The following is an 18,150-nucleotide window of genomic DNA, read 5'->3' on the forward strand; positions in this document are numbered from 1 at the left end:
AGTCGATAGATTGTGTTTGAGCCTCAGTAACAAAGGTTGAGCTCAAGACTGAAACGGAAAAAGGACGATAATCTATCGTCCTTTTTTATTCAGCTTTGGATCTATACCGTGACACATGCCGAGCGAGTTTCAGTATTAAACTCAACATCAACAGAATCAGCGCTTCTTAGTGATTTTCGATGAATGCCAAATACCTGCCCCGTCAAAACAATATAAAACTTCTCTGTTTTGAGTAATTTCCAAGCTTCATCAAGAGATTCAGCATAAACCTTGTTCTTGAGATCTTGTGGGCGAGTACCTGCAACTCTTCCATGTTTACGTGCCAATTCAAATAGTCCGTTTCGATTCGGTTTACATGTAAACAGGGTATCATTTCCGTAAATAACACCCTTGGCAGTAATGTTCTTAACCATTACATTTCTCCAAATAATAATTCCACTCATAACACTTGAGTGGCATACCACATGTCGATTTGTGGATGCTTAAACTGCATAAAGAAGAGAATATGGCGTAACGACCGGGCAAGCGATTACACCATAGCAATCAAATTCAAAGCTCTTAGAAGTAGTAATAAGCTGCTGCGAATACGTGTGTTTCTTCGTCGTATTGCGCGCTAGTTTCGCCTATACGGTAACCGTCTAGATCTTGCTTGATATCGATACCCATGTCAGCGTTATCAGAGATACGGTACATTGCAGCGATGTTGATGTAAGAAGCGTCTACATCCGCTTGGCCGTCAAGTTCGTTGTTGCTTGATGCGTAACCCGCTGCAATTGTTAGGTCTTCAGAAACTGTGTAGCCACCTGAAACGTAGTAACCTGTGTTCTTAACAGAGTCACTCTCTTCAATCCAAGAGTTCACACCTAACTTAAGAGCGCCGACTTTCAAGTTACCTGTTACCGTGTAAACTTCATAATCAGCTTCGTAATCACGGTTTTCGTAACCTGCGTATAGGTTGAACACTTCTTGCTCTAGACCGATGTAACCGTTCACGCCTTTGTCGAAGCCTTCATCGTTGCGAGAGTCTTTCGTTTCGAAGTAAGAGATACCGTAAGCAATGCCGCTTGTTGCACCTTGGAATTTAACAACGTTAAAGCCGTCAGAAGCATCACCAGCAGAAGCGCCAAACTCGTAAGTGTTGTCACCTGCGCCATCAACTTTATCTAGTGCTGTATCGTTTTCCCAACCGAATGAAGCGATACCGAAACCAGTATCAAAACCAAGCCACGCTTTATCTACATCTGTTGCAGGGCCCGTATCGATACCGTTTGTCCACTTGTAGTTAGCTGAATCATTCGCTGAAACGTTATTGTCTGTCGTGTAGTTAACCATCATGTCAGTTTCGAAGTAACCAACAATACGGTTGTTACGGTAGTTTACGGCAAGAGTAAGACCCGTTGCCCAGTCATCGTAGAACGCTTTAGAACCCGTGTCGTAGTAACCACCAACACCGAAAGAGCCTGATACTGAGAATTGATCTTTGTGCATTGAATCGAATGCAAACATGTCTTCGTTTTGGCTGTTCTGGCTGCTTGTGTTTACAGCAAAAGCTGAACTTGAGATGCTCGCAATCGCAAGTGCTACTAATGTCTTTTTCATGATAACCACTACCTGTCTATATTGATTTGGCCTTGTTAATCCGGCCTTTTGGAGTGGTGCTATTGTTCAAAAATTTCGTATATTGATATACCGTAAAATTACTGAAAATTTTATAGTTTTGGTGAATTAAATTACATAATGATATGTTGATATGGCTTTTATATAGAGAAGCGCAAGCCGAGCGTAAACCCAATGTCGGTGCTGTTGTCCATATTACGGATGTTTTCGATCATTAAAGCTTCAATGGCGAGTTGATTAAAACGATATCGATAACCAACAACCACTTCATTGGAAGGTTCTGAGAAATCTGGTTCATCCGTTGCCCACCCTTGATAATTTAAAGACTCAACTAACAAACTGTGCCGAGCATTAAACATATACTCATACCCTAATGCCCAACTTGCGCTGAAACCCTCTAAACTAACTAGGTAGTCATCACCGTTACGGTGAACCAAACCTACCGTTGAAAAAAAGTTATGTCTTAAAGTGATAAAGCTGTAGTTAAGTTGGACGCCTTGTTCGAAGCTAGTTCTGGCAAACTGGCCACTTTTTACGTTGTTGTAAAATAAAGAGCCACCAGCAGAGAGCGACATCGGCCCTCTAGAATGCAACAGAAGCTCATTGTAAAAAGTCAGCGCATTGGTCAAATCATCACCCTCAAAGTCAGACACATGCACACCTGCATTATGAAAACCCATGGTGAACTGATCTTCCGCCACTTCATCACGGCCATTTTGCCCAATACCAAACAGATCGTGAAAACCCATCACAAAGCTGTCTAAACCATTATCTTTTGCAGTCACAACTCGATAATCCAGCTCCGCTTTCCAAACAGGAGATGCTTGCCATTGAACTGCTATATTTGACTGGTTTTGATAATAGTCGAGCGAATACGCACTCGTGTGTGCCCATATACTGGCTTGGGTATAAGAGGACTTGAACTCAATAGTCCCCACCCTTTTGGGCTGAGCAGAACGAAGTTGTGTTGAAAGCACATTTGAATGAATAGGTGACTGCGCATAGACAAACATTGGGGATGCGTTCGCGCTTGCAGCAGGATGAAAAAAAGTCAGTATCGAGACTGAAAGACTCAGTAACGCCCTTAAACTTATCAAAGTGTTTACTCGGTTGTATAAATGCCCGATTTTATTAAAAAACACCGTTCAATTAATGCAGTAGATCTACCGCTTATCATCCTAACATTTAGATTAAAGAGTTATAAAAAAACGAAAACTAGAACCACTCGAAAATGTAAACATCTTATCTTGCACTGTGCTTTGCGAACGCATAGTCTTCGGGATATTAATCTGATGAATATATTGCTAAAGGAAAGATGTGTCTGCTACTAACCTAAGTTTTGAACAGTTATTGATGAAGCAATCCTCGACCCTCATCAATAGTGATCCTAAGTGTTTTCAAGCCACTTGGTCAGAAGCGAGCTTTGATGTGCTTGATTGGTTTGGCATTGATCGTTTGACACTTTACCCAAATTCAATGGTTTTGGTCGAAGATGGCAAAACATTCTCCGTATCCAAAAAACACATCCCACCAGTCAATAAACAGAGCCTCATTGGTGGCAACTATCTTGATTATTTGAAGTTGCTAAAGACCAACGAAACTTATCTCGCATTCTCGAAAGACGAGCTTAAGAACACTCAGAATTACGTATTAAAGCAACTGTATAAAGAAGGCGGCCGATGGCACTGCATCATACCTCTACAGCTCTTTAATCAACGTTGGGGAGCACTATCTTTCACCAACTTCCATGACACTGACACCAACTTCGACCTAGAAGATATCAAACGCCTGAAGTTGGTCTGTGAAGTTTGGCTTTGTTACTGGCAACATTCGACCTTAGCAAGAACACTGAAACAAACTGAGAACCGTTTAGAAGACGACAGTGACAAACTGTTATTGCTGACGAAAAAACAGACCAAGGTTTTGGCACTTATTGCCCAAGGCCTAAGTGCGAAAGAATGTGCGGAACAGCTCCACCTAAGCCCTCGAACTATAGAGTCACATAAGTACAGAATGCTTGGATTACTCGATTTGAACAACCACAATGACCTTCTTCAGTTCGCGTTGCGTAATGGGCTAGGTATTGCAGAAAGCATGCACACGACACGCTAAAACAAAGTGTTAGGTGCCTTTGGCTATCTGAAACTGCTACATATTTGAACGGGTATGTCTGAAGCTACGGTGTTTTGAGGCTAGATACTTATCCCGTTACGTATGCCTGAACTCAATAGCACCCGCTACTCGTTACCTTCACTCAAAGCAAACTTGATCTCGTCAGAAGAGAAGCCTTTACGGCTCAACATCGCATAAGCCTTTGAACGCTCTTTGTGATCCTTAAGATCATAAGATTTCTTCTGCAACTGTTCTAAACAAGAAGAGTAAAAATCTAGCTGCTCTTCGTTAATTAATCGGTCGACCAATTGTGGCAATTCAGTCGTGTCGATTTTTCGCTGTCTGAGCTCTTGCTGAATCGCGGTCAAGCCTTTGCCCTTGCGAGCGTACTTGAGTACTTCTTTCTCTAAATCGGCTTTCTCAGCCTTGATTTGGATATTACTTTTTAGTTCATGCGCTTGTGAGTGCTGGTCAATCGCAACTTTTACTTGCTGATAGCTAAAACCACGCTTTTGCAGCGTCGCAACCAGCTTTTCACGACTCATGGTAAAGCTTGTGTAGTAATGGTTGATTCGGTCTATCAAGATAGTTTGTTCATCAATAGACTTTTCGAATGACACCTTATGAATCGCATCAGAAATCACTGAGTCCGTCAGGCCCTTCTTCTTCAGTTTTTCGACAATATATCGAGAACCAAATTCACCAGAGAACGCTTGTTCCACGAATTGTTCAGCAAACACTTGGTCAGACTTAAGGTACCCAAAGCCTTTCAGAGTACCCAAAGTTTCATCGATCCATTCTTGATTGTCGGTTTTCACTTTCAGCTTTGCAATCAGCTCGCTTTCCGTCATATCTCGCTGAGTTAAATGCCACATCGCAGAGTTCATGACGCTTTCAATTCGGGTCGCTTTTCTTACCGTTGTATTTCTAGTATTCGTTTTTTGCTGTGAATCATCCATTCGATTTCAACTGTCCAAACTAAGCCTACCCCATCATAACGTAATTCTAAGGTGGGTGAAGTGACATAAAAGAATGAAGCTCAATTTAAACTGACAGCCAATAAAAATGGACGCTTACTCAGCGTCCATTTAATTTCACATTAAGAAAAAATCGACCTTAAGCCGTACTTAATTCTTTTCGGATTAGCTCTCTTCGTGATTGTAAACATGTACATCGCGTTGAGGGAATGGAATCGTGATGCCTTCTTCATCGAAGCGTTTCTTCACGGTTTCCGTCACATCCCAATACACATCCCAGTAATCGTCGGTTTTAACCCAAGGTCTTACTACGAAATCAACAGAAGATGTATTCAACGTATGAAGCTTGATCATATGCTCTGGCTTTTTAAGTACTAGAGGGTGCGCAATGATGATGTCATTCAATACCGCTTTTGCTTTATCGATATCATCGGAATAACCAATGCCAAACACCATGTCCACACGTCTCACACGCTCTGCTGTGATGTTGTTAATAACGTCACCCCAGATCTTGTTGTTCGGAATAACCAAACGTTGGTTGTCAATGGTTTGGACGGTTGTCGATACTAAGCTCATGTCTTTTACTGTGCCTTGCACGCCAGCAACTTTAACCATGTCACCCACATCATAAGGGCGGTAGATCAAGATCATCAAACCTGAAGCAAAGTTAGACAGCGTATCTTGCAATGCAAAACCAATGATGACACCCGCAACACCGAAACCCGTTAATAGTGGTGCTAACTCAATCCCTATTTGAGAAAGGGCAATCAGCAAACCTATAAACACGACCGCTTTAGATGCGATGGATACAAAGAAATCCTGCATCAGTACGCTGAAGTCCATTTTAGAGTGCGAGACACTCTTACGAACGGTCTTGCGGGCGACGTTAGCAATAAGGCGAGTTATATACAAAATACCGAGAAACAGAGCGAGTTTAACGATAAAAGAAGGGGTATTTTCGAAAGCCCATGAGCTGAACGAACGTAACCAACCATCGAGCAGTTCAAGTGCGACATCAACATCCAACACGTCAGCGTTGATATCACCCGTCGTAGCCAAAAGCACACGCTTGTAAGAGGTCACATCCACGCCATACGGTTCCATTAACGTGATGGTCTCTTCTAAGCTCGCCACCATAACACTGGTTCGCTCGCTGAATCGTTCAAGCTCCTTTTTAATGACCGCTTTCTCTTCTTCACTGACGAAGGACAGACGCGCTTCTAGATCTTGTCGCTGTGTGTCGGTGTAAAGAATGGCATTAGTCAGATATTTAGAACGACCAACAAGTGCCGTTTTAAGTTCACCTTCCGGTACAGCAACATCCACACCACGCTCTTTCGACCAATCTAATGTCTTAGCAAGCTGCTGATAATAGACATCCATCATCCCGATTCGTTTTTGAATGCGTAACTCAAGACGTTTTTTAACATCACCTTCAGCCGAACGGTTTTCTTTGCTCATTGAGATGATTTTAACTTCATTCAATGACAGCAATTTTTGTAAGAGTTCAACCTGCTGAGCAAGAGTGACATCAAGCCCCTCTTTTTTATCTGACGACAGTTGTGAAAAGATCTCTTCGCGTAAGGCTTGGTTCTTACGCCTTAATATATCTTCAAGAAAGGGTTTTTCAGCATCGTGCGCCGTTTCTAGTGTTGCCAGATCGAGCATTAACTGATCTTGTGCTACTGCTATTTTTTCCACGCTTTGCGCAAAACTTCCGAATGCGACAAACGCCAACATTAAAAATAGACAACGCCAAACCTTCATCATATTAATTCCTATTAATGTCTAAATTGACCCTCTAAATAGTAGTAAAAAGAATATGGATAACAAGCATTTAAACGTATGTTATGTTAAAAAATCGCAAAATATCAGCTCGTATCTAATATTTGAGAGTTCCAATCCCCTCTTATGACCTGTAAAGTACGCAACCAACAAAGAACAACGGCCAATACTTCTTCTCAGGCGCATGTACTAAAACGCCTAAAATCCGATGTTGGCACACAGCAAGAGAGCATAAAATGAACAACGAACTTGATATTATTGAGACGCTAGAAGAGCTAGAACAATTCCTAATTTCAGTGGAAGCGGGCGGCTTAGGTCTTGAAGGCGTTGAAGGCGTAGGTATGGCAACCAATAACTCTGATGGTCGTCATTTCGTTGCAGTATTCAACAGCAGTCACAAGGTTTTGCTTGCTCGCTGGATCACTAAAGAAGTATTCGAAAATGGTAAAGACTTAGTTCGCAACGGTCCTCGTCGTACTCACTAAGTAAACCGAGCAAAGCCTTTGAGTTGCGAGCACTAAGCTCTGATGGAAAAAGCCCAATTCAGTTTCTAACGAGCAATTGGGCTTTTTTGTGTCTGCTATTTACTTAATCTTTTTCAAACAGAACCAAACTGCCCCTCATATATGCGCAACAGGCGCTTAAAAGCGTTACTTTGAAAAAAGTCACCTTGGCTAGAAACAGTCACCTTTGTAAGAAACAAGTCCCTTAGTTAGAAAACGGTTATCTTGATTAGAAAACGACTACTTTGGTGATAAATAGAGTCACGTTGATGAGAAAAACAGCGGTCAGAGAAAAATAACAAATTATTATGAACTTAAGCCGATACTTGATGCCTCACTCGCAAGGTTTGGCACTTATGCATCCCTTTTGCTTTGACAATTTTATGACTTGTAGCTCAGAGCAAAGTTATCTAAGCTAGCCACAATTCAACGAGCTCGCTTTAGCTGCTAACGACTAACGACTAACTGATTCGATTACTGACTGATTTGCTGAATACACCATTACTTTTCTTATCTAAACAGAACCGCCGACAAAAGCATTCGCTTTGGGCGCTGTTCCTTACCGGACTGGTTATCGTAACCTGTCTGGCGAGTACGCTGTCTACAAACAAAGTAACCTCTTCAGCTTCCTTAATTGGACAGTCAATACTTGTCGGCGCAGAAACCAGCCACCCTCAAGCAAACGTCGCATCTTTCGATAAAATGTCTGAGCTCTATGCTAGCGTTTTTGGTTCAGAAGCGTCTAAAACTCTGTCAGCGCCAAACTCTAGCGCGTGCAGCCTAAGCTCAAAAATGCTCACCTTCGCGACACCTAAAACAGGTTGGCTGATTCCTTTTATCCTGTTTATTGCTGTTGCGTACAGCCTATCACCGCACATATCGAGATTGTCTAGAGATAACCATCGCTCTTCTCGACCTACAAAACACCGCTTACATCTAAAGCACTGTATATTTAGAGAGTAAATAACCGGGCTACTACACCCTTTTATTTATTTTTTGGAGATACATTTGTGTACAACACACTACTAACTAAGTTTGTCGATTCGTTGGCATTCTGCATGCGTACATGCGCGAAAACGCTAGTCACTGCCCTTTTGGTTATGACGTCATTTACTGCTTTGGCACAGACGACGGGCTGGCTCAGCGTGCCTGAACATCCACCAGTCAAGATGCGAATGATGTCGACGGGTGAACAATCGGACGACGGTTCTAAGATTCAAACCGTGCTGGATGTCGTTCTCGACGGCGATTGGAAAACCTATTGGCGTAGCCCCGGCGAAGGTGGTATCCCGCCAAGTTGGGACTGGTCTGGTTCAACAAACATAGAGTCGGTAGAGTGGCATTGGCCGATCCCTAAGTACTACGAACAACTCGACGTGATGACGTTAGGCTACAAAAAACACGTCAGCTTTCCCGTTACGTTGACACTGAAAGACAACACGAAGCCAGCACTGTTCAAGGCGTCGTTCACCTTTCCGTCGTGTACCAATATCTGTGTGTTAACCGATTACGACATCGAACTGCCGATTGATCCGCAAACATTAGAGCTCGATGAAGAAGCGATGTTCTTGTTCAATCAAGGCATGAGCCAATCTCCACGAGAAGCTAACCGCACTTCAGTGAACGGCCTGTTCTGGGATAAAAGCAAACAACAACTGGTTACTCAGCTAACAAGCAAGGAAGGCTGGGATAAACCGATGGTATTGATTGATGGACAAGAAGTGCTTGATGACTTCTTCTCTCCACCAACCGTCCACATCACAGACAATACAATGACCGCAGTATTCGATGTGAGTAACTGGATCGGCGAGGTCGACTTAACGGATCGCACAGTGAGTATTACCGTTTCAGATACTAACTTTGCCGAAGAGATGACCGCGCAAGTTGGGTCAGACCCGATAGCTTACCAAACAAGCAACAACAGCTTTCTAGTCATGCTTGGCTTTGCGTTAGTGGGCGGTTTAATCCTCAACATCATGCCGTGTGTTTTACCCGTGTTAGGGATGAAGCTAAACAGCATCATTCAGAACCAAGGTGCTTCAAATCGCCATATCCGACTATCATTCCTAGCGTCTGCTGCCGGTGTTATTACTTCGTTTGCGCTGCTAGCTCTAGGTATGACCGTTCTAAAAATGGGTGGCAATGCGATTGGTTGGGGAATCCAGTTCCAAAATGTTTGGTTCATCGGGTTCATGCTGATCATTACCCTACTGTTCTCAGTTAACCTACTCGGTCTATTCGAATTCAGACTTCCGTCAGGCTTAAACACTTGGATGGCAACCAAAGGCGACGACTCACATTCAGGTCACTTCATCCAAGGCATGTTTGCGACACTATTGGCGACGCCTTGCAGTGCTCCATTCCTAGGAACCGCAGTGGCTTATGCTCTGGGCGCAAGTTACCAAGAGTTGTGGGCTATCTTTATCGCACTCGGCATTGGTATGAGCGCACCTTGGTTGATCTTCGCGTTATTCCCAAGCCTAACTAAATTGCTACCAAAACCGGGCGCGTGGATGTTCAAAGTTAAGTTGGTATTCGGCTTAATGATGTTCATCACCAGTCTGTGGTTAACAAGCCTACTGAGCCCATTCATTGGCAAGTTCCCAACCATCTTGTTGTCACTGTTTATCGTCGTTTCAGTGCTAATTTGGATTGGCATGAAATTAGGGCGCAAGGTACTGATTCCTATCATGGCAACCACCACCTTGGTATTTGGTGCTGCATTGATCGTCGGTAGTGTTACCGCTGATAACTGGGCAACGCCAATTGTCGATAACCTTGATTGGCAGAAACTGGATGCGAAACAAATCCCTCAGTTGGTCGAGGAAGGAAAAACCGTCTTTGTCGACGTGACTGCGGAATGGTGCATCACCTGTAAAGCCAACAAAATTGGCGTCATTCTTCAAGACCCTGTCTACAGCCACCTGCAACAAGAAGACATTGTTTTGATGAAAGGCGATTGGACAACACCAAGTGAAAGTGTCACTCAATACTTACAAAGTAATGGGCGATTTGGTGTGCCATTTAATATCGTTTATGGCCCGAGCTATAAAAATGGTATTCCATTACCCGTGATTCTAGACAGTGACACTGTTATTCAAGCCATCGACGCTGCGAGATAATTGATGAAGACGCCCAACAATGAACAAAGGCCTAGCTCAGCTGAAGACAATGCTGTAAAGGCTGAAACCAAAAAGCCAAGCCGTCTTAAGAAGTGGGGAAAGGAACTCGTTTCAATGATACTGATCGTTGGCGTGGTTTCGTTTGCCATGGATTTTTACCACAGCAGAAGCATGCCTCAAGGAGACGCGATTCCAATCGTGGGTCAGTCGATCCAAGGGGAAGATATTGATGTTATCGAGCTAAGCAAAAACGGTAAGCCCGTTATTGTCTATTTTTGGGCGACTTGGTGTAGCGCATGCAAATTGGTGAGCCCAACGGTTAATAGCTTCAGCGACTCCCATCAAGTAGTTTCTGTAGCACTTTCATCTGGCCCAGACGAACGTGTTCAGCGCTTCTTAGACGCCAAAGAGTATGACTTCCCTGTTATCAATGATCTCTCTGGATCGATCAGCAGAAGTTGGGGAGTCAATGTCACGCCAAGTATTGTCATCATCAAAGATGGAAAGATTAGCAGTATCGCAACCGGCGTTACTTCCCCTATCGGCCTGTGGTTAAGAACCTACTTTGCATAACTCGCTCACTAAGAAAAACAGAGCAGAGCAAATGAACCGATTAAAGCCAATTTAACAAACAATAATACCGTGAGTGCGACCCAAAACGCGCTCACGATTATCAAGAATTAGAGAATAAACAACATGAAAAAACATCTGATTAGCACACTGATTTTAGGCTCACTAATGAGCACAAGTGCCTTCGCTGAGTTAAGCACAGAACAAACCCAGCAACTCGAAGAAATTAACCAGTTCCTGAAGGAGAACCCTTCTACGATTTCAGGGCTGCATACCAGTTTAGAGCAGTATGTCGCAGGCCAAGCGCAAGCAAAGAAAGCTCAAGCTGAGAGTCACGACTGGTTATATAACAATAACGCTCACCCAATCACGGGCAACCCTGACGGAAAATCAGTCATCGTTAACTTCACTGACTACAACTGCCCTTTCTGTAAACGCTTAGAGAAAGGCTTAGTGAAATTAGCTTCTGAAAATAGTGATATCAAAATCATCAATGTGTACTTGTCATTTAAGCAGCAACAAGTCGATGGCCTTGATACCAATGCAGCTCTATACGCTATGAAAGTATGGAAAGATAATCCAGAAGCCTTCCCTGAAGTCAACAGACTGCTGATGGCAAAAAGTGGTAGCCACACAAAATCTTCACTACAAGCTGTGGCGAAGAAAACAGGAACAGAAGCCCAGTTGGACACTACAGGTGAACAAAAGAACACGCTAATGACCAACCATCAAACCTTTAGCGCTCTGGGTTTAACAGGAACGCCAACGATGATGATGAATGATCAGGTTCTACCGGGCTATGTACCTTACGATCGACTAAAAGATATTGTGGATGATGCTTTTTAATCAAATTTAGATAGAGATAAAGATTCAAAAGAGAAGAGGATAAAAAGCCGACTAGCGTAACTCGCAGTCGGCTTTTTCATAAGCTTAAGATAATGTTTTCCGATATTATTTTTGAAACAAAAAAGCAGTCGAAGTGTCACCATCTCGCAATGGGTTCTTAATTTATTCTCGTTACTCTAAGAGCAGTTATGTCGAAGAGTCCAAAGACGTGTTAACTCTAGACAACTGTCCTTTGACCGAGCTCTGCTCGGTCTTTTTTTACCCACGTCAAATGACGGTAAGTTTAACTGATACAGCGACTTTCTAACTTAGGTCTAGCTCAATAAGCGGCAAACAAGCGCCCCCGGCTCCCTTAATGCATCCACATTATAGCTAAGTACACGCCCTGCAGACGGTGCGTGATAGCGACGGCATTCATTACCAAATGCATCATATTGAATCGCTAACAATTCACCTTGTTCTACGCTTTGCAGGAGTTCAACCTGAGGTAGAACAAAACCACCGATATCGGCACGAATAGACACAACATTGTTGCCTTCGATCCAATCTGGCTCGGGAAGTTGCTTAGGCTCTGTTATTTGCTCACCGACAGCCTCAGACATCTCATAGTAAGACAGCATATTAAACACGCCGTCGACTGCCCTTTGAATCATATCAGGCTGAGTAAATTTACCCATTCCCACTTCGACCGTGATGCTTGGGATACCACTTCGGTTCCATACGGTTTCTAAGATACCTGGATCGCCGGGGTCATTAAGTACGCAATCGGGTTGCATTAATCTCGCCATCTCCAAGCATTGATCAATCCGGTAATCAGCAAAAACGTAGAGAGGATAAACCGCACCGCGCGTTTGGGTATGAAGATCAACCGCGAACGTTGCATTGTGCTTGAGTAAGCGCTCCCATAATGAAGCCACAAAACGCTCGGCAGCTAAACCATGTGCATCACCAGGGAAAAGTCGATTAAGATTAGCTGGACATGAGCCCGGATCAGAAGAGATAAAATCGCGGCTATGATTTAACAAACCAGACAAGTTGACCGTAGGCACAATCGTCACTGTACCTGTTAAGCTCTTACCAACGAGATCTCTGATAATTTGTTGAGCAGCCAACACGCCATTCAACTCATCACCATGAATACCAGCGGTGATCATCAACTTTGGCCCATCTTGGCTTCCTTTAAAAACAGACACTGGCATATTTTTCGGTTGCCCTAGTCCATCGCTGGTCACTTGGAACCAAAACTGATGTTCCCCAGTAGGTAAGTCGTCCACATTCAAGGATCCAATAACTTGTCTACCTTGTAAAACGTCACCTAAGTACTCTGTTTTCATGAAACCTCTCCGTCCTGTTGAGCAGAATCTATTCGCTTTGAAGTTTTTGCATCATAGAGGATATAACCACCAGCACAAACTGTTATTCGGCGACGAGAGTTCACGATCTCCCTTCGTTGCTATTTAGCGACCACGAACAAACCGCGAATCAAAACACAAACAGACAAATAGAAAAACGCCAGAGCTTGTATAACTATTCACTAATTACTCAGCCCCTTGAAATAAAAGTGCAATAAAATCAACATGTAAAAAAGTTCCCTATTCACGAAAATGTAATTTTATAGAAATGAAAGCTTAATTTATCTGCTCTAAATTAGCTTCATATCGAAACGGAGAGCGCATTGCTCACGGATTTTAAAATACAAGGTAAGTGATTATGAAAAAGGCAGTTCTAGCTTCTGCAGTGGTAGCAGCACTAGTTTCAGGTTCATCTCTAGCAGCAACAGTTTACAGCTCTGATGGTACTGAGCTTAAGATTGGTGGTCGTGCAGAATTCCGTGGTGATTTCATTGGTTCAGGCGGTAAAGAAATCGACGGAACAATGAAAAATAAAAGCCGTGTGCGTTTAAATGTTGGCGGTACTACAGAAATCACTAGCGACCTATCTGGTTTCGGTTTCTACGAAGCAGAACAAGGCGTAAATTCTTCAGCTGACAATGATGAAACTGACAACTTTAAGCAGCGCTACATGTACGCTGGCCTTCAAGGTAACTTTGGCGCTGTTTCGGTAGGTCGTCAAGATACAGCTGCAGCTCAAATCTCAGAAATGTCGGATGTTACTATCTACTCTGGTGACCAAAAAGCATTCATCAATGCCGGTGACGAGCAGATTAACAACACGTTTGTATACGCTTACGATGCAGACGCACTTTCTCTTAAAGCAAGTTTGATTGCTGGTGAAGACAAAGATACTGACGGTTACGGCATCTCTGGTATTTACACACTACCTATGGGCTTAGGTTTCGGTCTTGGTTACTCAGGCAATGACAACGGTGCGGGTAACGGCTCTGCAACCGCAGTGATTGCTGGTATCAACTACAAAATGGATGCTCTATACCTAGGTGCTACCTACACAATGGGTGACCTAGACGACAAAGCGAATACTGAATTCTCTGGTGTAGAAGTTGCAGCTAAGTACAAACTAACAAGTCAATTCGAACTCGCTGCTCTTTACCAAAAACAGGAAAAAGATGCGACTCAGAACATCACTGTAGACACTGCTGACTTCTTTGAATTAACGGGTACATACAAATTCAATAAATCTATTCGCACATACGTTGCTTACCAATTAAACAACCTAGACGATGTGAAAGTTGCAGGTCTTGAGACACAAAGCGAAGACTCACTTCGTTTAGGTCTGCGCTACGACTTCTAATCTAAAACTGACTTAGATTAAAGCTAAAAAGGTTGGGCAATCGCTCAACCTTTTTTCATATTCAAATATTCTGACCAACTTCATCAATGCTTTTTCTGGTTTCATCGTGGTAAATCCGTATCATACACAAACCACATCAAAGAATTAGAAGCATCATGTCACAACACCATCCGATTCAAGGCGCTAGCTGGATGCTAACCGCTGGTTTAGCCTTTGCTGTCATTAACAGCCTTACTCAAATCGCTAGCATTCATTTCGGACTTACTTCTACCACCGTCGCCGTCATTCAATACGCTATCGCGTTACTTGCTATTCTGCCTTACCTTAAAACGTTAGGGATTCGCCGCGCGCTAAAAACCGATAATCTAAAATTGCACGTGTTCCGAGTCTTCTTATCGGTTATTGGTATTCAGCTGTGGATTTGGGCGCTGGCTTGCCCTGTGCCGATTTGGCAAGGTATTGCTCTTCTTATGACTTCGCCACTTTTTGCAACTATCGGATCTGGGCTTTTCTTAAAAGAAAAAGTAGGCGCAGCTCGTTGGGGTGCTACCCTAGCGGGTTTCATCGGTGCTATGGTCATTTTGGAACCATGGGCAGAAGATTTTAGCTGGGCAACGCTACTGCCTGTTGGCGCTGCATTCTTTTGGGCGTGCTACTCTCTAATGGTGAAAAAACTGTCATCGCAAGACAGCCCATCGACCATGGTGGTTTACCTTCTTCTTTTAATCACACCCTTTAATCTTCTTCTTGCTGTGCCCGATTGGCAAACCCCGAGCGGTGGCACTATCTGGGGAATATTAGTGGTCATTGGCGTAATGACTGCCCTTGCACAATGGGCAATTGTAAAAGCGTACTCCGTAGCCGATGCTTCTTTTGTTCAACCATTTGACCACGCGAAGCTTCCACTCAATGTATTAGCTGGCTGGATCGTATTTAGTTGGGTTCCACCTGGTCGTTTATGGCTAGGAGCCGCTATTATTATTGCGTCAGTTGCTTTTATTACCCACTGGGAAACAAAAAGACCATCGAAATCGAAGAAAGTTTAAAGCGAGTGAAATAAATAACGCTACTGTCCGTTCTATATTGATAAGAGAATTTTAAACGAGGTCGTAACCATGAAGAAACCAGTCAAGATTACACTATACCGTTGGGCAGGCAGCTGGGGTCCATTTAAAGTCAATATCCCATGTGGAGAATGTACCCTTACTAAAGACATTCTTAAGGATACTTTTGAGAATGAATTAGCCGATGTCGATGTCGAACTGGAAGTGAAAGATTGGTTATCTCATTGGTGGGAACCACTCAAATTGGGTTCTTGGCATGCGCCGATCCTTGTCGTTGAAGGCAAGGTTGTTAGCCAAGGCGAAGCACTCAATCGCGGAGTGTTAGTTCAATCAGTAATCAAAGAGTGGACGAAACGAGACAGCTTGAAAGGCAACATTGTTTACGGGAAAGCGACATGCCCATTCTGCGTCAAAGCAAAGAAAATGCTTGATGAAGCGGGTGTGGAGTACCAATACCACGATGTCGTGAAAGACAGCGCCACTCTATATCGCATGATTCCAGAAGTAAAAGCGCACATTGGTGAAAAAACACCAGTCACTGTCCCTCAAATCTGGCTTGATGGTAAATACATTGGCGGAGCAGACAACTTAGAAGCTTGGATGAAAGAAAATGGTCTAGATTCCATTCCAAACAACGTTGTCGATTTATCTAACCAATCAGCCAGTTGATCTCCGAAGATCGCTGAATAAGCTGCTGAGTTAAAAGATTTTTTGTGTCCATCCACAATAAAAAAGAGCGTTGAATGTCATCAATTGCTTAAACGAAAAAGGCCTTAAACTTCATTGAGTTTAAGGCCTTTTAAAATTCCGTTTAAAAATGCTTACTTAGACATTTTCTTCATCATTCGTTTAAAGAACGATGGTTTCTTTGGCTTTGACTTGCCATACAATGCTTCGTGCATCATGTTTTTTGCTACCATTTGGCCAAGGTATGCGTGGCCTAGTTCGTAATTCATGCTTATCTCCGCACATAATCAATTTTCTTATGCGCGGATTCTACACTTAAAGCACCCAAAAACAAGACTCACATCACACTTTTATGTAATTAAATTCCAAACTTACATATGAGTTTATAAATAGAACGCAATAAAAAAGCAGCTCAATAAGCTGCTTTTAGAAAAAGGCTGAGTTCTAAAAAACCGTTAGTTCTAAAGATACCTTTCAAACGAAGCTGTTATAACACTAGCTACGCTTTGGCTGTCTGTAAGTTTTACCAGCAATCTGGTACGTATCTTTTTGCTTTAATTCGAACATTGTCTCGAAGAACCAAGCTGCAAATTTGATTAAGTCATCGCCTTCGTTCATAACGTGTTCGATGTACTCTTGCTCTTCGCCTTGTTCATTCTCTTGAAGCGTCACGTGGTAAATACGCTTTTCGCCGTCAACTTCAGCTAACGCAAATTGACCAGTCAGTGATTCAGCAGCCTCAGCGACTTCAGTATCCTCGTTGGATTTCAATAGCTCGAGCGCTTGAGGCAAGCCATCCAGAACACAGATCGCTTTTACCAGTACTTCAAATTCATTTTGCTGCATGTTTTACACCTATTAAATGGACCGAGTTATTGTAGGAAACCATCAACACAAATACAACGCTTTAACTAGAGCGTGCAAGTATAAAACCTATCTAGCTATACTCTATTGCTGCAGAGGCGATTTTTTTGTTGGCTCGACTTGAGGACCACAGTACAGAACCCATACCGGCACCAATAATCAGGTAGAACACGCCAAGCTGTAGGTGAGTCGTGACCCAGCTTTCAACTAAGTACCCACCTAACAAGCCCGCCAAACACATTTGAATTGAACCCGACAGCGCAGACACCGCACCCGCTTGTTTCTTATGCGGTTCCAACAGCATGCTGATCGATAGAGGGAAAGAGATGCCCTGCGCTATCGCCAGCCAAGTAAATGCCCACACTAGGTTAAAGATGGATAGTTCATGTGTTAATAACCAAGTACCTGACGCCAACACGATCAAAATCGCTAAACTCATTAACTGCGGTGTACTGAATCGACGGTTAAGTAAGTTTAACGCTACACTGCCGATCAACAATCCTGCCGAAGGGACAATCATCAAAGAGCCATATTCAGCCGCGGTCAATCCCAGTTGCTCTTGCATCAAGAACGGGAACAGCGATAACGACACCAAGCTCGCCATGTAACTCATCCAGTTATAACTCGCGCTGCTGATCACTTGGCGGTTGGTCAACAAGCGCCCGTAGTTCTTCACTACTTGGCTGACTTCAAAACGACTCTTTCCGTAAGGCAGTGTCTCGGGCAACACAAAGTAACCGAGAATATATATGGCCAATAAATACAATAGAACAAACAGGAACACCGCCTGCCAGCCTAGATGAAACGAGATCCAACCACCAAACACTGGCGCAATAATCGGCATGATAGAAGCTGTTATTGAAATATAAGACAGCGCCTTAGTGAGTTGAGGGCCATCATAACTGTCCCTAAGAACACTACGTCCGAGCACCGAAGCACTGCCCGCGCCTAAGCCTTGCAACAAGCGGCCAACTTCTAAAGCGGTCATATTGTCAGAAAATGCAAAACAAACGATTGTACCAATCAGATAAACACCTTGACCCAACAAGAAGATAGGTCGTCTTCCCACTGCATCAGACATTGGGCCATAAAATAGCTGCGACAAGCCAAAACCCACAAGAAACAGTGTAACGAGCAGTTGCACATCCACTTGGGTAACACTTAAGTCAGAAGCGATTAATGGCAATGATGGGAGGTAGATACTCACACCCACTTGCCCCGTAGCAATGATCATCATCGCTAAGAGTAACGGCGTTTTTTTAAAGGTCGATTGGCTCAAAAAATTCCCTGTTCG

General features: G+C 43.3%; 18 protein-coding genes. 9 read left to right on the plus strand and 9 right to left on the minus strand.

From position 1 onward, the window contains the following. Positions 1-101 precede the first annotated feature (101 nt). The 3 genes from OW495_RS09905 to OW495_RS09915 form a co-directional block, all read right to left on the minus strand. A complete protein-coding gene (locus OW495_RS09905; protein WP_065104554.1) occupies positions 102-413 on the minus strand; it encodes a hypothetical protein in 312 nt (103 codons plus the stop codon). Positions 414-558: 145 nt separating this feature from the next. Then, entirely contained in the window at positions 559-1,599 is a 1,041-nt protein-coding gene (locus tag OW495_RS09910; RefSeq protein ID WP_099165751.1) for a porin, read from the minus strand. Positions 1,600-1,757: 158 nt separating this feature from the next. Beyond that, a complete protein-coding gene (locus OW495_RS09915; RefSeq protein ID WP_102291535.1) occupies positions 1,758-2,693 on the minus strand; it encodes a DUF3187 family protein in 936 nt (311 codons plus the stop codon). Between the two features lie 241 nt (positions 2,694-2,934). Here OW495_RS09915 and OW495_RS09920 point away from each other — a divergent pair, with 241 nt between their 5' ends. Continuing rightward, on the plus strand, positions 2,935-3,729 hold the full coding sequence (locus tag OW495_RS09920) for a LuxR C-terminal-related transcriptional regulator (RefSeq protein WP_099165752.1): 795 nt from the start codon (positions 2,935-2,937) through the stop codon (positions 3,727-3,729). 125 nt (positions 3,730-3,854) lie between these two features. On the opposite strand, the gene OW495_RS09925 is transcribed toward OW495_RS09920, so the two are convergent. Together OW495_RS09925 and OW495_RS09930 are read right to left on the minus strand one after the other, a co-directional pair. Beyond that, complete coding sequence (locus tag OW495_RS09925; protein ID WP_017109048.1) at positions 3,855-4,688, minus strand: RecX family transcriptional regulator; 834 nt, start codon at positions 4,686-4,688, stop codon at positions 3,855-3,857. A gap of 183 nt (positions 4,689-4,871) precedes the next feature. Next, positions 4,872-6,476, minus strand: coding sequence for a mechanosensitive ion channel family protein (locus tag OW495_RS09930; RefSeq protein ID WP_065104550.1), 1,605 nt, complete (start codon positions 6,474-6,476; stop codon positions 4,872-4,874). A gap of 251 nt (positions 6,477-6,727) precedes the next feature. Here OW495_RS09930 and OW495_RS09935 point away from each other — a divergent pair, with 251 nt between their 5' ends. From OW495_RS09935 to OW495_RS09955, 5 genes are all read left to right on the plus strand, one after another. Further along, positions 6,728-6,976 carry a hypothetical protein gene (locus OW495_RS09935; protein WP_017105653.1) on the plus strand — a complete coding sequence of 83 codons (249 nt, stop codon included), beginning with the start codon at positions 6,728-6,730 and terminating at the stop codon, positions 6,974-6,976. Between the two features lie 504 nt (positions 6,977-7,480). Then, complete coding sequence (locus OW495_RS09940; protein ID WP_157934802.1) at positions 7,481-7,957, plus strand: hypothetical protein; 477 nt, start codon at positions 7,481-7,483, stop codon at positions 7,955-7,957. A gap of 95 nt (positions 7,958-8,052) precedes the next feature. Next, entirely contained in the window at positions 8,053-10,116 is a 2,064-nt protein-coding gene (locus OW495_RS09945) for a protein-disulfide reductase DsbD domain-containing protein (protein WP_099165753.1), read from the plus strand. A gap of 3 nt (positions 10,117-10,119) precedes the next feature. Beyond that, positions 10,120-10,689: a protein disulfide oxidoreductase gene (locus OW495_RS09950; RefSeq protein WP_099165754.1), complete on the plus strand. Its 570-nt coding sequence runs from the start codon at positions 10,120-10,122 to the stop codon at positions 10,687-10,689. 123 nt (positions 10,690-10,812) lie between these two features. Beyond that, complete coding sequence (locus tag OW495_RS09955; protein ID WP_099165755.1) at positions 10,813-11,532, plus strand: DsbA family protein; 720 nt, start codon at positions 10,813-10,815, stop codon at positions 11,530-11,532. Positions 11,533-11,846: 314 nt separating this feature from the next. On the opposite strand, the gene OW495_RS09960 is transcribed toward OW495_RS09955, so the two are convergent. After that, positions 11,847-12,866: a succinylglutamate desuccinylase/aspartoacylase family protein gene (locus tag OW495_RS09960; RefSeq protein ID WP_099165756.1), complete on the minus strand. Its 1,020-nt coding sequence runs from the start codon at positions 12,864-12,866 to the stop codon at positions 11,847-11,849. A 376-nt stretch (positions 12,867-13,242) separates the two neighbouring features. Here OW495_RS09960 and OW495_RS09965 point away from each other — a divergent pair, with 376 nt between their 5' ends. From OW495_RS09965 to OW495_RS09975, 3 genes are all read left to right on the plus strand, one after another. Continuing rightward, positions 13,243-14,241: a porin gene (locus tag OW495_RS09965; RefSeq protein ID WP_099165757.1), complete on the plus strand. Its 999-nt coding sequence runs from the start codon at positions 13,243-13,245 to the stop codon at positions 14,239-14,241. Positions 14,242-14,396: 155 nt separating this feature from the next. Then, positions 14,397-15,287 carry a DMT family transporter gene (locus tag OW495_RS09970; protein WP_289886273.1) on the plus strand — a complete coding sequence of 297 codons (891 nt, stop codon included), beginning with the start codon at positions 14,397-14,399 and terminating at the stop codon, positions 15,285-15,287. Between the two features lie 69 nt (positions 15,288-15,356). Beyond that, on the plus strand, positions 15,357-15,974 hold the full coding sequence (locus tag OW495_RS09975) for a glutaredoxin (RefSeq protein WP_289886275.1): 618 nt from the start codon (positions 15,357-15,359) through the stop codon (positions 15,972-15,974). 152 nt (positions 15,975-16,126) lie between these two features. On the opposite strand, the gene OW495_RS09980 is transcribed toward OW495_RS09975, so the two are convergent. The 3 genes from OW495_RS09980 to OW495_RS09990 form a co-directional block, all read right to left on the minus strand. Next, complete coding sequence (locus tag OW495_RS09980) at positions 16,127-16,261, minus strand: hypothetical protein (RefSeq protein WP_017109040.1); 135 nt, start codon at positions 16,259-16,261, stop codon at positions 16,127-16,129. A 226-nt stretch (positions 16,262-16,487) separates the two neighbouring features. Beyond that, a complete protein-coding gene (locus OW495_RS09985; RefSeq protein WP_017105643.1) occupies positions 16,488-16,838 on the minus strand; it encodes a hypothetical protein in 351 nt (116 codons plus the stop codon). A gap of 91 nt (positions 16,839-16,929) precedes the next feature. After that, complete coding sequence (locus OW495_RS09990; protein ID WP_065104544.1) at positions 16,930-18,135, minus strand: multidrug effflux MFS transporter; 1,206 nt, start codon at positions 18,133-18,135, stop codon at positions 16,930-16,932. Between the last annotated feature and the right edge of the window lie 15 nt (positions 18,136-18,150).

The organism is Vibrio sp. 14N.309.X.WAT.E.F5, from assembly GCF_030397615.1.
Taxonomy (GTDB): Bacteria; Pseudomonadota; Gammaproteobacteria; order Enterobacterales; family Vibrionaceae; genus Vibrio; species Vibrio lentus.

What these genes read in the sequence shown, in the direction of transcription:
- OW495_RS09905 (WP_065104554.1), bottom strand. Translation starts at nt 413, where the DNA reads ATGGTTAAGAACATTACTGCCAAGGGTGTTATTTACGGAAATGATACC.
- OW495_RS09950 (WP_099165754.1), top strand. Translation starts at nt 10,120, where the DNA reads ATGAAGACGCCCAACAATGAACAAAGGCCTAGCTCAGCTGAAGACAAT.
- OW495_RS09955 (WP_099165755.1), top strand. Translation starts at nt 10,813, where the DNA reads ATGAAAAAACATCTGATTAGCACACTGATTTTAGGCTCACTAATGAGC.
- OW495_RS09945 (WP_099165753.1), top strand. Translation starts at nt 8,053, where the DNA reads ATGCGTACATGCGCGAAAACGCTAGTCACTGCCCTTTTGGTTATGACG.
- OW495_RS09925 (WP_017109048.1), bottom strand. Translation starts at nt 4,688, where the DNA reads ATGGATGATTCACAGCAAAAAACGAATACTAGAAATACAACGGTAAGA.
- OW495_RS09975 (WP_289886275.1), top strand. Translation starts at nt 15,357, where the DNA reads ATGAAGAAACCAGTCAAGATTACACTATACCGTTGGGCAGGCAGCTGG.
- OW495_RS09985 (WP_017105643.1), bottom strand. Translation starts at nt 16,838, where the DNA reads ATGCAGCAAAATGAATTTGAAGTACTGGTAAAAGCGATCTGTGTTCTG.
- OW495_RS09965 (WP_099165757.1), top strand. Translation starts at nt 13,243, where the DNA reads ATGAAAAAGGCAGTTCTAGCTTCTGCAGTGGTAGCAGCACTAGTTTCA.
- OW495_RS09935 (WP_017105653.1), top strand. Translation starts at nt 6,728, where the DNA reads ATGAACAACGAACTTGATATTATTGAGACGCTAGAAGAGCTAGAACAA.
- OW495_RS09960 (WP_099165756.1), bottom strand. Translation starts at nt 12,866, where the DNA reads ATGAAAACAGAGTACTTAGGTGACGTTTTACAAGGTAGACAAGTTATT.
- OW495_RS09930 (WP_065104550.1), bottom strand. Translation starts at nt 6,476, where the DNA reads ATGATGAAGGTTTGGCGTTGTCTATTTTTAATGTTGGCGTTTGTCGCA.
- OW495_RS09970 (WP_289886273.1), top strand. Translation starts at nt 14,397, where the DNA reads ATGTCACAACACCATCCGATTCAAGGCGCTAGCTGGATGCTAACCGCT.
- OW495_RS09910 (WP_099165751.1), bottom strand. Translation starts at nt 1,599, where the DNA reads ATGAAAAAGACATTAGTAGCACTTGCGATTGCGAGCATCTCAAGTTCA.
- OW495_RS09980 (WP_017109040.1), bottom strand. Translation starts at nt 16,261, where the DNA reads ATGAATTACGAACTAGGCCACGCATACCTTGGCCAAATGGTAGCAAAA.